The 13,678-nt window shown below is 72.7% G+C and carries 14 protein-coding genes and 1 riboswitch; of the genes, 10 read left to right on the top strand and 4 right to left on the bottom strand.

Going from position 1 to position 13,678, the window contains the following annotated elements:
• The 4 genes from ACF07N_RS09625 (at window position 1) to ACF07N_RS09610 (ending at window position 4,626) form a co-directional block, all read left to right on the top strand.
• Window positions 1-1,182 (top strand): glutathionylspermidine synthase family protein, encoded by a 1,182-nt coding sequence (locus ACF07N_RS09625; protein WP_392110333.1) that lies wholly within the window; start codon window positions 1-3, stop codon window positions 1,180-1,182.
• Between the two features lie 45 nt (window positions 1,183-1,227).
• Window positions 1,228-1,313: riboswitch (ZMP/ZTP riboswitch) on the top strand.
• A 31-nt stretch (window positions 1,314-1,344) separates the two neighbouring features.
• Window positions 1,345-2,790, top strand: coding sequence for a glycine hydroxymethyltransferase (locus ACF07N_RS09620; protein ID WP_383337084.1), 1,446 nt, complete (start codon window positions 1,345-1,347; stop codon window positions 2,788-2,790).
• Between the two features lie 100 nt (window positions 2,791-2,890).
• A complete protein-coding gene (gene trpS / locus ACF07N_RS09615) occupies window positions 2,891-3,904 on the top strand; it encodes a tryptophan--tRNA ligase (RefSeq protein ID WP_392110329.1) in 1,014 nt (337 codons plus the stop codon).
• Window positions 3,905-4,047: 143 nt separating this feature from the next.
• A complete protein-coding gene (locus tag ACF07N_RS09610; protein ID WP_383324893.1) occupies window positions 4,048-4,626 on the top strand; it encodes a 2'-5' RNA ligase family protein in 579 nt (192 codons plus the stop codon).
• Between the two features lie 213 nt (window positions 4,627-4,839).
• Here ACF07N_RS09610 and ACF07N_RS09605 read toward each other — a convergent pair whose 3' ends face one another.
• Both ACF07N_RS09605 and ACF07N_RS09600 read right to left on the bottom strand, forming a co-directional pair.
• Complete coding sequence (locus tag ACF07N_RS09605; RefSeq protein ID WP_383324890.1) at window positions 4,840-5,595, bottom strand: decaprenylphospho-beta-D-erythro-pentofuranosid-2-ulose 2-reductase; 756 nt, start codon at window positions 5,593-5,595, stop codon at window positions 4,840-4,842.
• Window positions 5,596-5,614: 19 nt separating this feature from the next.
• Entirely contained in the window at window positions 5,615-7,009 is a 1,395-nt protein-coding gene (locus ACF07N_RS09600) for an FAD-binding protein (protein ID WP_392110324.1), read from the bottom strand.
• 133 nt (window positions 7,010-7,142) lie between these two features.
• Between ACF07N_RS09600 and ACF07N_RS09595 the strand changes: the two genes are divergently transcribed.
• Genes ACF07N_RS09595 through ACF07N_RS09580 form a run of 4 tightly spaced genes read left to right on the top strand, consistent with a single transcriptional unit; the run spans window position 7,143 to window position 9,955 of the window.
• The gene (locus tag ACF07N_RS09595) at window positions 7,143-7,664 is read left to right on the top strand and encodes a phosphatase PAP2 family protein (RefSeq protein WP_383324884.1); all 522 of its coding nucleotides are present in this window, start codon (window positions 7,143-7,145) and stop codon (window positions 7,662-7,664) included.
• The gene (locus ACF07N_RS09590; protein WP_383337086.1) at window positions 7,657-8,601 is read left to right on the top strand and encodes a decaprenyl-phosphate phosphoribosyltransferase; all 945 of its coding nucleotides are present in this window, start codon (window positions 7,657-7,659) and stop codon (window positions 8,599-8,601) included. Before ACF07N_RS09595 ends, ACF07N_RS09590 begins: the two co-directional genes overlap by 8 nt.
• Entirely contained in the window at window positions 8,598-9,050 is a 453-nt protein-coding gene (locus ACF07N_RS09585) for a GtrA family protein (RefSeq protein ID WP_383324878.1), read from the top strand. The genes ACF07N_RS09590 and ACF07N_RS09585 overlap by 4 nt, the downstream gene beginning before the upstream one ends.
• The gene (locus tag ACF07N_RS09580) at window positions 9,038-9,955 is read left to right on the top strand and encodes a YihY/virulence factor BrkB family protein (protein ID WP_383337088.1); all 918 of its coding nucleotides are present in this window, start codon (window positions 9,038-9,040) and stop codon (window positions 9,953-9,955) included. Before ACF07N_RS09585 ends, ACF07N_RS09580 begins: the two co-directional genes overlap by 13 nt.
• Here ACF07N_RS09580 and ACF07N_RS09575 read toward each other — a convergent pair.
• A complete protein-coding gene (locus tag ACF07N_RS09575) occupies window positions 9,903-11,201 on the bottom strand; it encodes a D-alanyl-D-alanine carboxypeptidase family protein (protein WP_392110319.1) in 1,299 nt (432 codons plus the stop codon). The two genes, ACF07N_RS09580 and ACF07N_RS09575, sit on opposite strands and share 53 nt — an antisense overlap.
• 91 nt (window positions 11,202-11,292) lie before the next feature.
• Here ACF07N_RS09575 and ACF07N_RS09570 point away from each other — a divergent pair, with 91 nt between their 5' ends.
• Both ACF07N_RS09570 and ACF07N_RS09565 read left to right on the top strand, forming a co-directional pair.
• Window positions 11,293-11,532, top strand: a complete 240-nt coding sequence (locus ACF07N_RS09570; RefSeq protein WP_383324869.1) for an SCO4848 family membrane protein — start codon at window positions 11,293-11,295, stop codon at window positions 11,530-11,532.
• A gap of 23 nt (window positions 11,533-11,555) precedes the next feature.
• Window positions 11,556-12,899: a metallophosphoesterase gene (locus ACF07N_RS09565; protein ID WP_392110316.1), complete on the top strand. Its 1,344-nt coding sequence runs from the start codon at window positions 11,556-11,558 to the stop codon at window positions 12,897-12,899.
• A 36-nt stretch (window positions 12,900-12,935) separates the two neighbouring features.
• Here the strand turns inward: ACF07N_RS09565 and ACF07N_RS09560 are convergent, their stop codons facing one another.
• Entirely contained in the window at window positions 12,936-13,676 is a 741-nt protein-coding gene (locus ACF07N_RS09560) for a TetR/AcrR family transcriptional regulator (RefSeq protein ID WP_383580835.1), read from the bottom strand.
• Window positions 13,677-13,678 lie beyond the last annotated feature (2 nt).

Here is a 13,678-nt window from a genome sequence, read left to right as displayed (position 1 = left end):
ATGGAACGCCGTACCACCACACCCCGCACCGGCTGGCAGCAGACCGTCGAGGAACAGGGCCTGATCTACCCCCTGACCCGCTACCCCGACGGCTCCCTGCGCCCCTACTGGGACGAGAGCGCCTACTACGTCTTCGGCCTGCCCGAGATCGAGGCGCTGGAGGAGGTCGTCGAGGAGCTGCACCGCATGTGCCTGGCGGCAGCGGAGCACATCGTCGCCGAGGACCGCTTCGCCGACCTGGGCATCACCGACCCGCGGGTGGCCCGGGCGGTCGCCGAGGCCTGGCACCGCCGCGCCGAACTCCCCTCCCTCTACGGCCGCTTCGACCTCCACTACGACGGCACGGGCCCGGCCAGGCTCCTGGAGTACAACGCCGACACCCCCACGTCCCTGGTGGAGGCCGCGTCCCCGCAGTGGTTCTGGATGGAGGAGCGCTTCCCCGGCGCCGACCAGTGGAACTCCCTGCACGAGCGCCTCATCGACGCGTGGAAGAACCAGGCCGCCCTCCTCCCGCCCGGCAGCCCGCTGTACTTCGCCTACTCGTCGGCCGACGAACTGGGCGAGGACCTCATGACGGTCGCCTACCTCAAGGAGACCGCCGAGCAGGCCGGCCTGGCCACCGACTGGATCTCCATGGAGGAGATCGGCTGGGACCGCCTGTCCGGTCGCTTCGTCGACCAGCGCCTGCGCTTCATCCGCAGCGTCTTCAAGCTGTACCCGTGGGAGTGGCTCACCACCGACCGCTTCGCCGGGCACGTCCTGGACACCCTCGACAACGGCGGCGGCACGGGCTCCACCCTGTGGATCGAACCGGCCTGGAAGATGCTCCTCAGCAACAAGGCCCTGCTGGCGATCCTCTGGGAGCTCTACCCGGACCACCCCAACCTCCTCCCCGCGTACCTGGACGGCCCCCGGGACCTGACCGCCACGGGCTGGGTCGCCAAGCCGCTGCTCGGCCGCGAGGGAGCGGGCGTCACGATCCACGAGCCCGGCACGGACCCCGCCCCGCGCGACGAGCCCTGCTGCTACCAGCGGCTGGCCCCGCTGCCCGACTTCGACGGCAACCGCGTCGTCCTGGGCGCCTGGGTGGTGGAGAACGAGTCGGCGGGCCTGGGCATCCGCGAGTCCTCGGGCCTGATCACGGACGAGTACGCGAGATTCCTGCCGCACGTGATCCTGTGAGGGCCGCGACCCCCGCCCGGCCGGGCGGGACGACCCGGTAGGCTGACCGAGGGCCGTGACTGGCGCGCTGGGATGGACGAACCATCGGGGAGCGGCCCGTGCAGACAGAGCCGTGCGCCTGGGCCGTACCGTGAACGCTGAACGCAACGTCCGGAGGTCCTCATGTCCGCAGAGCTCAGCCCCGCTTCCACCGCCTTCCGCGCCGCCCTCGACGTGATCCGCGCCGTGGAGCCGCGCGTGGCGGACGCCATCGGCCAGGAGGTCGCCGACCAGCGCGAGATGCTCAAGCTGATCGCCTCGGAGAACTACGCCTCCCCGGCCACGCTGCTGGCGATGGGCAACTGGTTCAGCGACAAGTACGCCGAGGGCACCGTCGGCCGCCGCTTCTACGCCGGCTGCCGCAACGTCGACACCGTCGAGTCCCTCGCCGCCGAGCATGCCAAGGAGCTGTTCGGCGCCCGCCACGCCTACGTCCAGCCGCACTCCGGCATCGACGCCAACCTCGTCGCCTTCTGGTCGGTCCTCGCCCAGCGCGTCGAGGTCCCGGCCCTGGAGAAGGCCGGCGCCCGCCAGGTCAACGAGCTCTCTGACGAGGACTGGGCAGAGCTGCGCCGCGCCTTCGGCAACCAGCGCATGCTCGGTATGTCCCTGGACGCCGGCGGCCACCTCACCCACGGCTTCCGCCCGAACATCTCCGGCAAGATGTTCGACCAGCGCTCCTACGGCACCGACCCGGCCACCGGCCTGCTCGACTACGAGGCCCTGCGCGCCACAGCCCGCGAGTTCAAGCCGCTGATCATCGTCGCGGGCTACTCGGCCTACCCCCGTCTGGTGAACTTCCGGATCATGCGCGAGATCGCCGACGAGGTCGGCGCCACGCTCATGGTCGACATGGCGCACTTCGCCGGCCTGGTCGCGGGCAAGGTCCTCACCGGCGACTTCGACCCGGTCCCGCACGCCCAGATCGTGACGACGACCACCCACAAGTCGCTGCGCGGCCCGCGCGGCGGCATGGTCCTGTGCGACGACTCCCTGAAGGACCAGGTCGACCGCGGCTGCCCGATGGTCCTCGGCGGCCCGCTCCCGCACGTCATGGCCGCCAAGGCCGTGGCCCTCGCCGAGGCCCGCCAGGAGTCCTTCCGCGACTACGCCCAGCGGATCGTCGACAACTCCCGGGCGCTGGCCGAGGGCCTGATGCGCCGCGGCGCGACCCTGGTCACCGGCGGCACGGACAACCACCTGAACCTGATCGACGTCGCCTCCTCCTACGGCCTCACCGGCCGCCAGGCCGAGGCCGCCCTGCTGGAGTCGGGCATCGTCACCAACCGCAACGCGATCCCCGCCGACCCGAACGGCGCCTGGTACACCTCCGGCATCCGCATCGGCACCCCCGCCCTGACCACCCGCGGTCTGGGCACCGCCGAGATGGACGAGGTCGCCGGCCTGATCGACCGCGTCCTCACCACCACGGAGCCGGGCACCACCAAGTCGGGCGCCCCCTCCAAGGCCGCCCACGTCCTCGACGCGAAGGTGGCGGACGAGATCTCCCGCCGCGCCACGGACCTGGTCGCCGGCTTCCCCCTCTACCCGGAGATCGACCTCGGCTGAATCGCCCCCGCAAGGGGCGCGGGGAACTGCGCGACCGGCCCGCACGGTCCGCAGTTCCCCACGCACAGAACCCTCCGAGCCCTCTGAGACAATAGGCACCATGGCCTCTGATCGTCCCCGCGTGCTCTCCGGCATCCAGCCCACCGCCGGCTCGTTCCACCTCGGCAACTACCTCGGCGCCGTACGCCAGTGGGTGGCCCTGCAGGAGACACACGACGCGTTCTACATGGTCGTCGACCTGCACGCGATCACGGTCCCGCAGGACCCCAAGGACCTGCGGGCGAACACGCGCCTGGCCGTCGCCCAGCTCCTCGCGGCCGGTCTCGACCCGGACCGCTGCACGCTCTTCGTGCAGAGCCACGTCCCGGAGCACGCCCAGCTCGCCTGGGTCATGAACTGCCTCACCGGCTTCGGCGAGGCCTCCCGGATGACCCAGTTCAAGGACAAGGCCGCCAAGCAGGGCGCCGACCGCGCCTCCGTCGGCCTGTTCACGTACCCGATCCTCCAGGTCGCGGACATCCTGCTGTACCAGGCGAACGAGGTCCCCGTGGGCGAGGACCAGCGCCAGCACGTCGAGCTCACCCGCGACCTCGCCGAGCGCTTCAACGGCCGCTTCGGCCCCACCTTCACCGTCCCGAAGCCGTACATCCTCAAGGAGACGGCGAAGATCTACGACCTCCAGGACCCGTCGATCAAGATGAGCAAGTCGGCGTCCACGCCGAAGGGCCTGATCAACCTCCTGGACGAGCCGAAGGCCACGGCGAAGAAGGTCAAGAGCGCCGTCACGGACACGGACACGGTGATCCGCTACGACGCCGAGAACAAGCCGGGCATCAGCAACCTCCTCACGATCTACTCGACCCTCACCGGCGAGACCATCGGCGGGCTGGAGGAGAAGTACACCGGCAAGATGTACGGCGCGCTGAAGACAGACCTCGCCGAGATCATGGTCGACTTCGTCACGCCGTTCCGGGAGCGCACCCAGCAGTACCTGGACGACCCCGAGACGCTCGACTCGGTCCTGGCCAAGGGCGCCGAGAAGGCCCGCTCCGTCGCCGCCGAGACCCTCGCGCAGGCGTACGAGAAGGTCGGCTTCCTGCCCGCCAAGCACTGAACGCCACCCCCGCGCACAGCCGTACCACCGAACAGCGCTGTACATCACTCCGGTTGCGCCTGCCCGTAACCCGGTCGTGGCCGTACAGTCGATAACCGGGTGGTCGTATCAGCGGCCCGCCAACTGAAACGACAGGAGACGACGTGGGGACCGTAACGATCGGTGTGTCGATCGCGGTCCCGGAGCCTCACGGCAGCGAGCTCCAGCAGCTGCGCGCGGGCTTCGGCGACGCCGCGGCTCACGGCATCCCCACCCACGTCACCCTGCTGCCGCCGACCGAGGTCGACGAGGCCGCGCTGCCGGCCGTCGAGGCGCACCTGACCGAGGTCGCGGCGGCCGGCCGGCCGTTCCCGATGCGGCTGTCCGGCACCGGCACCTTCCGGCCGCTGTCGCCGGTGGTCTTCGTCCGGGTCGTCGCCGGCGCGGAGGCCTGCACGTGGCTCCAGCAGCAGGTCCGCGACCCCGCCGGGCCGATCGCACGCGAACTGCAGTTCCCGTACCACCCGCACGTCACCGTGGCACACGGCATCGACGAGGCCGCGATGGACCGCGCCTTCGAGGAACTCGCCGGCTACGAGGCCGAGTGGCCCTGCACCGGCTTCGCCCTGTACGAACAGGGCGCCGACGGCGTCTGGCGCAAGCTCCGCGAGTTCCCCTTCGGCGGCCCGGTGGTCCCGTCGCAGGCCGGCCGCGTGGACCACGACTCGCTCCCCACGCACTGACCGCCCGCGGGCCGCACAGCGGCCTCCGCGCCCGCCCGCGCCCCGGACCGCGATCGGCGGGCACGACCGCCCGACACCGGCGACGCCGAGCGGCCCCGGAGGGCCGCCGACCCGGCACGCCGCGCCTCGCCCCGCGGGTCGGGGCGTCCGGCGCGGCAGCAAGGTTCCGCAGGCCGGATTGTCCGGTGCGGCAGCGAGGCCCGGCTTCGCGGATCAGATCGGCAGGCGCCGGAAGACCCCCCGGGGCAGGTGCCGCAGTGCCGCCATGACCACGCGGAGGGCGCCCGGGACCCACACCGTCTCCGAGCGGCGGCGCAGGCCCAGCTCGACCGCCGTGGCGACCGCCTCGGGCGTCGTCGCGAGGGGCGACTCGGGCAGGCCGGCGGTCATCCGGGTCCGGACGAAGCCGGGACGCACGACCATGACGTGCACGCCCGTGCCGTGCAGCGCGTCCCCCAGACCCTGCGCGAAGGCGTCCAGGCCGGCCTTGCTGGAGCCGTAGATGAAGTTGGCGCGGCGGGCCCGCTCGCCCGCCACGGACGACATCACGACCAGCGAGCCGTGCCCCTGTGACTGGAGCGAGCGGGCGCACACCAGGCCCGCCGAGACCGCGCCGGTGTAGTTGGTCTGCGCGACCCGCACCGCCGCCTCCGGCTCCCGTTCGTCACGGGCCTGGTCGCCGAGCAGCCCGAAGGCGAGCAGCACCAGGTCGATATCCCCCTCGGCGAAGACCTTGCCGAGCACGGCCTCGTGAGAGCCGGGGTCGAGCGCGTCGAAGGCGACGGTGTGCACGTCGGCCCCGAGCCCGCGCAGCTGCCCGGCGGCCTCCTCCAGCGCGGGGGAGGGGCGGCCGGCGAGCCAGACCGTGCGGGTGCGGCGGGCGATCAGCCGGCGGGCGGTGGCCAGCGCGATCTCGGACGTACCGCCGAGGACGAGCAGGGACTGGGGGAGGCCGAAGGCGTCCTTCATGACAGCTCCTAGGGATCGCTCAGAGGTGGAGGCGGCGGGCCAGGTCGGACACGAACACCCCGTGCGGGTCCAGCTCGGCGCGCAGTGCGCGGAAGTCGTCCAGGCGCGGGTACATCGCCGCGAGCAGTTCGGGCCGCAGCCGGGCGTCCTTGGCGAGGTAGACGCGCCCGCCCGCGGTGGCGACCTCCTCGTCGAGCTCGTCGAGGAACGCGCCGAGGCCGGGCAGGCCCGCCGGGATGTCCAGCGCCAGCGTCCAGCCGGGCACGGGGAAGGACAGCCAGCCCGGGTCGGACTCGCCGAACCGCTTGAGGACGGCGAGGAAAGACGGGCAGCGGCGTTCGGAGATGCGGCGCACGATGCGGCGCAGGGCGTCCTCCTGGCCGTAGCCGACGACGAACTGGTACTGCACGAAGCCGCCCCGGCCGTAGACGCGGTTCCAGTGGGGGACGCCGTCCAGGGGGTGGAAGAAGGCGGAGATCCGCTGGAGCTGGCCGGTCCGTGCCCGGGGGGCCTTGCGGTACCAGAGCTCGTTGAACAGGCCCACGGTGGTCCGGCTGAGCAGGCCCTCGGGGAGGACGGCGGGGGCCGAGGGGAGGCGCGAGGTGCGGAAGCGGGTCGCGTCGCGGCGCATACGGGCGGGGAGCGCGTCCAGGGGCGCGTGGTCGCCGCGGGTGAGGACCGCGCGGCCGGTGGCGGCGCCGCGGGCCAGCAGGTCGATCCAGGCGACGGAGTAGCGGTAGCGGTGGTCGGTGGCGGCGAGCCGGGCCATCAGGTCGTCGAGGTCGGTGGCCCGTTCGGTGTCGACCGACATCAGTGACGTCTCGACGGGCTGGAGCCGGATCGTGGCGGTGAGGATCACCCCGGTCAGGCCCATGCCGCCGGCGGTCGCGTCGAAGAGCGGCGTGCCGGGGATCACCGTGTGGATCTCGCCGTCCGCGGTGAGCAGTTCGAGGGCGAGCACGTGCCGCGCGAAGGAGCCCGAGACGTGGTGGTTCTTGCCGTGGATGTCGGCCCCGATCGCCCCGCCGACGGTGACGTAGCGGGTGCCGGGCGTGACCGGCACGAACCAGCCGAGCGGCAGCAGCACCTCCATCAGGCGGTGCAGCGAGACCCCGGCGTCGCACAGCACGGTGCCGCCGTCGGCGTCGATCGCGTGCACCCGGTCCAGGCCCGTCATGTCGAGCACGGACCCGCCCGCGTTCTGCGCCGCGTCCCCGTACGCCCGGCCCAGACCCCGGGGGATCCCGCCGCGTTCGCCGCAGTCGCGGACGGCCGCCGCCGCCTCCTCGTACGTCCGTGGGCGGATCAGCCGGGCGGCGGTGGGTGCGGTGCGGCCCCAGCCGGTGACGGTGGTGTGGTCCAGGCCCATCACGTCCGGGGCGAACTCGGGGGCGGAATCGGTGTCGGCAGACATGTCGGTGACCGTATCGCCCCGGTCTGGGCGATGAGTTCGGGAACATGGCATCCCTCCCCGAAATGGGTGATTAATGGGATGTCGCTCAATAGTGACGGAGTTCCGGCGAGTCGGGCGTGAACAGTGAGTCCACATGGACGACCTCGACGACCTGCACGACATGGACCACCGGATCGTTTCGGCCCTCAGGGCGTGCGGCACCGACCCGCGCGTGGCCGGTGCCGCGCGTGCCCTGTCCTGGGCGGGGGAGCACGCGGCGCTGTGGCTGGCGGCGGGGCTCGCCGGAGCCGCCGTCGACCGCGGCAGACGCGGAGCCTGGCTGCGCGGCACGGCCCTCACCGCCGGGGCGCACCTCGCCAGCATGGGCGTGAAACGGATCGTGCGCCGCCCGCGCCCCGCGCACGTCGACCCGCTGGTGCGCACCGCCGGACGGCACTCCTTCCCCAGCTCGCACGCCACCTCGTCCGCGGCCGCCGCCGTCGTCTTCGGCGCCCTGGGCGTCCCCGTGGCCGGGCCGCTCGCCGCCGCCGTGTGCGTCTCGCGCCTGGTCGCCGGCGTCCACTACCCCTCGGACGTCGCCGCCGGAGCGGCCCTCGGGGCGCTGACGGCCCGGCTCGGCGCCCGCTGGATGCGGGGAGGAGCCGACCGTGACTGAGACGGCCGTCCTGCGCCAGCGCGTCCCCGAGCAGCCGCCCGCGCCGTCCCGCAAGGGCGGCGTCGCCGTCGGTCTCCTCAGGACCGCGCGCCCCCGGCAGTGGGTCAAGAACGTCCTCGTGATCGCCGCCCCGGCCGCCGCCGGAGAACTCTTCTCCCGGCAGGCCCTCACCCGACTCTCCCTGGTCTTCGTCCTGTTCACCGCCTGCGCCGCCGCCGTCTACCTCGTCAACGACGCCCGCGACGCCGACGCCGACCGCGCCCACCCCGTCAAACGGCACCGCCCCGTCGCCGCCGGACAGGTCCCGGTGCCCGTCGCCTACGCCGCCGGCGGCCTCCTCGGCGTCCTCGCGCCCGTCGCCGCGGCCCGGCTGTGTGGCCCGGCCGTCGCCGCCCTGCTGACCGCCTACCTCGCGATGCAACTGGCCTACTGCATCAGCCTCAAGCACGTCCTCGTCGTCGACCTCGCCGTCGTCACCACCGGCTTCCTGATGCGGGCCATGGTCGGCGGTCTCGCCCTCGGCATCCCGCTGTCGCGCTGGTTCCTCATCACGACCGGGTTCGGCGCGCTGTTCATGGTGTCGGCCAAGCGCTACTCGGAGGCCGTGCAGATGGCCGGGAAGGCGGGCGCCACGCGCGCGCTGCTCACCGAGTACACCACCGGCTACCTCCGCTTCGTCTGGCAGCTCGCGGCCGGTGTCGCCGTCCTCGGCTACTGCCTGTGGGCGATGGAGGAGGGCGGCGTCCCGCACACCAGCGTGTTGCCCTGGCGGCAGCTGTCCATGGTCGCCTTCATCCTGGCGATCCTCCGGTACGCCGTCTTCGCCGACCGCGGCACCGCAGGCGAACCCGAGGACGTCGTCCTGCGCGACCGGGCGCTCGCCCTCATCGGCGTGGTGTGGGTGGCGATGTACGGCCTGGCGGTGGCCAATTGGTGACCTCGCGCGCGTGGCCCGGCCCCGCACCCCCGCTGCGCCGGGAGCTGCTGGGCTTCGCCGCCGTCGGTCTCCTCGCCTACGCCGTCGACCTCGCCCTGTTCACGTGCCTGCGCGGCCCCGCCGGACTCGGCCCGCTCACCGCCAAGGCCCTGTCCTTCCTGGCCGCCTGCGCGGTCGCCTACGCGGGCAACGCCCTCGGCACCTACCGTGCCGCGCGGCCCCGGGGCCTGCGTCCCTGCGCGGTGTTCTTCGCGGTGAACCTCGCCGGGGCAGCCGTCCAGCTGCTCTGCCTCGCCGTCAGCCACTACGGCCTCGGACTCACCTCGCAGCGCGCGGACACCGTCTCCGGCGCGATCGTCGGCATGGCCCTGGCCACAGTCCTGCGGTTCTGGGGTACCCGTACATGGGTGTTCCGGGCGGAGGGCAGAGTCGGATCATGGACTGGCTGAAAAAGCTCCCGGTGGTGGGGCCGTGGGCGGGGCGGTTGATGATCACTCACGCGTGGCGGTCGTACGAGCGGCTGGACCGGGTGAAGTGGACGCGGCTGGCCGCCGCGATGACCTTCACGAGCTTCGTCGCGCTCTTCCCGCTCCTGACGGTGTCGGCGACCATCGCCGCCGCCACCCTCAGCACCGAGCAGCAGGAACAGCTCCAGGACAAGATCGCCGAGCAGGTGCCCGGCATCTCCGACCAGCTGGACGTCGCCGGCCTGGTGGAGAACGCGGGCACCATCGGGCTCATCGCCGGCGCGCTGCTGTTCTTCACCGGCGTCAGCTGGGCCGGCTCGATGCGCGAGTGCCTGCGGGCGGTGTGGGAGCTGTCCGACGAGGACGAGAACCCGGCGGTGCGCTACGGCAAGGACGCGGGTGTCCTGATCGGCCTGGGCGGCGCGCTCCTAGTCACCATCGCCGCCTCGGCCGTCGCCTCCGCGATGATCGGCTGGATCACACGGGAGCTGGGCGTCGACGAGGGCGGCTGGGGCGGTGTGCTGCTGCACGTCGCCGCCTTCCTCGTCGCCGTCCTCGCCAACTTCCTGCTCCTGCTCTACGTCCTGACGCTGCTGCCCGGCGTCGAGCCGACGCGCCACCGCCTGGTGGTGGCGGCACTGACCGGCGCCGTCGGCTTCGAACTGCTGAAGCTGCTGCTCAGCGGCTACCTCCAGGGCGTGGCCGCGAAGAGCATGTACGGCGCGTTCGGCGTGCCCGTGGCCCTGCTGCTGTGGATCAACTTCACCTCGAAGCTGGTGCTGTTCTGCGCCTCCTGGACGGCGACCGGCAGCAAGCAGGACGAAGTACCCGAGTTCACGGGCGGGTCCGGCGGCGCACCAGATCAGGCAGTGGCCACCGGCGGTTGACCAGGAACGCGCCGCCCGCCAGCAGCACCAGCGCGCCCCCGGTGACGCCGAGCGCGACCTCGATGCCGCTGGAACCGTCCGCAGCGGCCGGGGCACCGGCCACCGGCTTCGCGCCGGCCCCGGACGTGCCGCCGCTCCCGTCCCCGGAGCCCCCGGCCTCGCCGGACGGGTTGGCGCCCGGCTGCCCTCCGGCCGGCTCGGCGCCCTTCGGCGGCACGAGTTCGCCGACCGGCTGCACCTTCCCGGCCGCCTTGAAGCCCCAGTCGAACAGCCGGGCGGTCTCCTTGTAGACCTCGTTGTGCCCGTCCTTCTCCGGGTTCATCACCGTCACCAGCAGCACCTTGCCGCCCCGCTCGGCGACCCCGGTGAAGGTGGCGCCCGCGTTGGTGGTGTTGCCGTTCTTGACGCCCGCGATGCCCTCGTAGACGGGCACGTCCGCGTCGCCGGACAGCAGCCGGTTGGTGTTCTGGATCTCGAAGGACTTGCGGACCTTCTTGCCCTTCTTGTCCTTCTTCGTCTCGCCGGGGAACTTCGCGGTGACCGTCGAGGCGTACTCGCGGAAGTCCTTCTTCTGCATCCCGGAGCGGGCGATCAGCGTCAGGTCGTAGGCCGAGGAGACCTGCCCCTCGGCGTCATAGCCGTCCGGGCTGACCACGTGCGTGTCGAGGGCCTGGAGCTCCTCGGCGTGCTCGTTCATCTCCCTGACGGTGTTCTCGACGCCCTTGTTCATCGCGGACAGCACGTGCACGGCGTCGTTGCCCGAGCGCAGGAAGACGCCGAGCCACAGGTCGTGGACCGTGTAGGTCTCCTCCTCCTTGATGCCGACCATGCTGGAGCCCGGGCCGATGCCGGCCAGGTCGGTGGGCACGACCGTGTGCTTCGCCGTCCTCGGCCACTTCGGCAGCAGCGTGTCCGCGAAGAGCATCTTCAGCGTGCTCGCCGGGGCCAGGCGCCAGTGCGCGTTGTGCGCGGCCAGCACGTCACCGGTCTCGGCGTCGGCGACGATCCAGGAGCGGGCGCTGACGTCCTTCGGCAGCACCGGCACGCCGCTCGCCAGGTTCACCTGCGTCCCCGGCTGCCCGAGCCGGGCGCCGCCGACGGTCGACATCGAGGCCGGGGGCGTGGCCGACGGGCTGGTCGAGGGCTTCGGGGCCGCGACGGCGGCGGGCGCGGCCAGGGCGAGGGACGACAGGACGGCGGAGGCGGCCAGCAGGGAACGCCGGGCGGTCTTCTTCGGTGCGGGCACGGTCGGAAACGTACATGCCGTGCCGGGGGAAGTCCCGCCCGCGGCCCCACCCCGGGCAAGGAACCGGACAGACGCTGGCGATACTGGTTCCATGAAGCTCAGCCGCCCCGTGTCCTGGTTCCTGCTCGCCTTCGGGGTGTGGAGCTGGGTCATCTGGATCACTTTCGTCAAGAACCTCGTCAAGGACAGCAGCGGGCTCGCGTTCGACGACGGTCGTCCTACGGCGTACTTCTGGGTGCACCTGCTGCTCGCCGTCGTTTCCTTCGTATTGGGGACGGTCGTCGGGGCCATCGGGTTGCGTGGTCTGCGCGCACTGCGCCGGACGTCATAACGGCAATCGGGAGACACGACACCGTGGCCATCGTCTTCGTACTCGTCGCACTGCTGGTCCTGGCCGTCATCGTGACGGCCAACTGGTACGTGTGGCGCCGCCTGTTCCGCGACACGACCCGCGGCCCGGGCCCGGCCCGCCGCGCGGGCGCGGTGCTGATCGCGGGCGGCTGGGTCCTCGCGATCACGGCCCTGGTCGCGGAGCGGACCGGAGCCCCCTTCTGGCTCCAGCAGGTCCTCGCCTGGCCCGGCTTCCTGTGGCTGGCGCTGTCGATGTACCTGCTGCTCGCGGTCCTCGCGGGCGAGGTCGTACGGCCGCTGCTGCGGCGCTTCCTGGAGCGGCGGGACCGGGCGGCGGAACGGGACCCGGAACAGGGCACGGTGACGCCGTCCGCGTCCCCGGCCGGGAAGGTGACCGTGCCCCCGGGCGCGGCCGTCTCCGTCGGGGCCGGTCAGGACGCGGACCCCGCGCCCGGCACGCCCGGGGATCCCGCCCAGCCGCCGGCCGGCGCGGCCCCGGCCGGGCCCACCGCTCCCGCCGGGCCCTCCCGCCGTCTGTTCGTCTCCCGGGTCGTCGGCGGGGCGGCCGCCGCCGCTGCCGTCGGGACCGTCGGGTACGGGACGTACGGCGTGCTCCGCGGGCCGAAGGTCAAGCGGGTCACCGTGCCGCTGGCCAAGCTGCCGCGCGGCGCGCACGGGTACCGCATCGCCGTGGTCAGCGACGTGCACCTCGGCCCGGTCCTGGGCCGCGGCTTCGCCCAGAAGGTCGTCGACACGATCAACGCGACCCAGCCCGACCTGATCGCGGTCGTCGGCGACCTGGTCGACGGCAGCGTCAAGGACCTGGGCCCCGCCGCCGCCCCGCTGGCGCAGCTGAGGGCCCGGCACGGGTCGTACTTCGTCACCGGCAACCACGAGTACTTCTCCGGCGCCGAACAGTGGGTCGAGGAGGTCCGGCGACTCGGTCTGAACCCCCTGGAGAACGCCCGGCGGGAGCTGCCGTTCTTCGACCTGGCCGGGGTCAACGACATCGCCGGCGAGGAGGAGGGCCAGGGCCCCGACTTCGCGCGGGCGCTCGGCGACCGGGACCCGGCACGCGCGTGCGTGCTCCTGGCCCACCAGCCGGTGCAGATCCACGACGCCGTCGAGCACGGCGTCGACCTCCAGCTCTCCGGCCACACCCACGGCGGCCAGCTCTGGCCCGGCAACCTCCTCGCCTCCGGCGCCAACCCCACCCTCGCGGGCCTGGAGCGCTACGGCGACACCCAGCTCTACGTCTCGCGCGGCGCCGGCGCCTGGGGCCCGCCCACCCGCGTGGGGGCACCCTCCGACATCACGCTCATCGAGCTGGCGTCGAAGCGGGCGTGACCCGCGCCGGCGGCCACGCCCCGGACCAGACAGGCCCTAGGACCGGGCGGCGCGGCCGGCCGGGTCCGGGATGGCGCGGGTCATGCCCGGCAGGAAGTCCGTGAACAGCTCGTGCACCTCGCGCACGAGCGGACGCAGCACCCGGAAGCGGGCCAGGGCGACCCCGCGCGCGGTGAGCCGGGCGCCCCGCTCCGCGAGCCGGTAGCTGCGCTCGCGGCCCTCGGTCCGGTCGAAGATCCAGTACAGGACGAGGCCCATCTGCGACAGCCACATCAACTCGGGCAGGATGTCCCGCAGTTCCTCGGGCACCTTGGTCTTCGTCCCGGCCAGCACCTGCCGGTGGACGCTGATGGCCTCCAGGCGCGCGTGCTCCGACTCGGGCGAGAACGGGCTGAGCGGGCTGTCCGGGTCGGCGGCGTTCTTGAAGAACTGCACCGCGAACTCGTGGTACGGCGTGGCGATGTCCAGCCAGGCCCGCAGCACGCCCGCGAGCCGGGCCTCCAGATCGGTCTCCCGCTCCAGGATCTCCCGGACCGCCACCTGGTGCTCGGCGGCGATCCGGTCGTAGAAGCCCTGGATCAGGTGTTCCTTGCCCTCGAAGTAGTAGTAGGCGTTCCCGACGGAGACCCCGGCCTCCTTGGCGATGGCCCGCATCGTCGTCTTGTCGTAGCCGCGCTCCTGGAACAGCCGCATGGCGGTCTCCAGGATCAGCGCGCGGGTCTGCTCGGACTTGGTCGGGGTGGCGCCGTCGTCGGGGCCGTCGTTCTTCTCGGGCACGG

It is taken from the genome of Streptomyces sp. NPDC015242 (genome assembly GCF_043079125.1).
Lineage (GTDB): Bacteria > Actinomycetota > Actinomycetes > Streptomycetales > Streptomycetaceae > Streptomyces.
This window is presented reverse-complemented; position numbering and strand designations above follow the sequence as displayed.

What these genes read in the sequence shown, in the direction of transcription:
- ACF07N_RS09570 (WP_383324869.1), top strand. Translation starts at nt 11,293, where the DNA reads ATGAAGCTCAGCCGCCCCGTGTCCTGGTTCCTGCTCGCCTTCGGGGTG.
- ACF07N_RS09620 (WP_383337084.1), top strand. Translation starts at nt 1,345, where the DNA reads ATGTCCGCAGAGCTCAGCCCCGCTTCCACCGCCTTCCGCGCCGCCCTC.
- ACF07N_RS09580 (WP_383337088.1), top strand. Translation starts at nt 9,038, where the DNA reads ATGGACTGGCTGAAAAAGCTCCCGGTGGTGGGGCCGTGGGCGGGGCGG.
- ACF07N_RS09595 (WP_383324884.1), top strand. Translation starts at nt 7,143, where the DNA reads ATGGACGACCTCGACGACCTGCACGACATGGACCACCGGATCGTTTCG.
- ACF07N_RS09625 (WP_392110333.1), top strand. Translation starts at nt 1, where the DNA reads ATGGAACGCCGTACCACCACACCCCGCACCGGCTGGCAGCAGACCGTC.
- trpS (WP_392110329.1), top strand. Translation starts at nt 2,891, where the DNA reads ATGGCCTCTGATCGTCCCCGCGTGCTCTCCGGCATCCAGCCCACCGCC.
- ACF07N_RS09600 (WP_392110324.1), bottom strand. Translation starts at nt 7,009, where the DNA reads ATGTCTGCCGACACCGATTCCGCCCCCGAGTTCGCCCCGGACGTGATG.
- ACF07N_RS09605 (WP_383324890.1), bottom strand. Translation starts at nt 5,595, where the DNA reads ATGAAGGACGCCTTCGGCCTCCCCCAGTCCCTGCTCGTCCTCGGCGGT.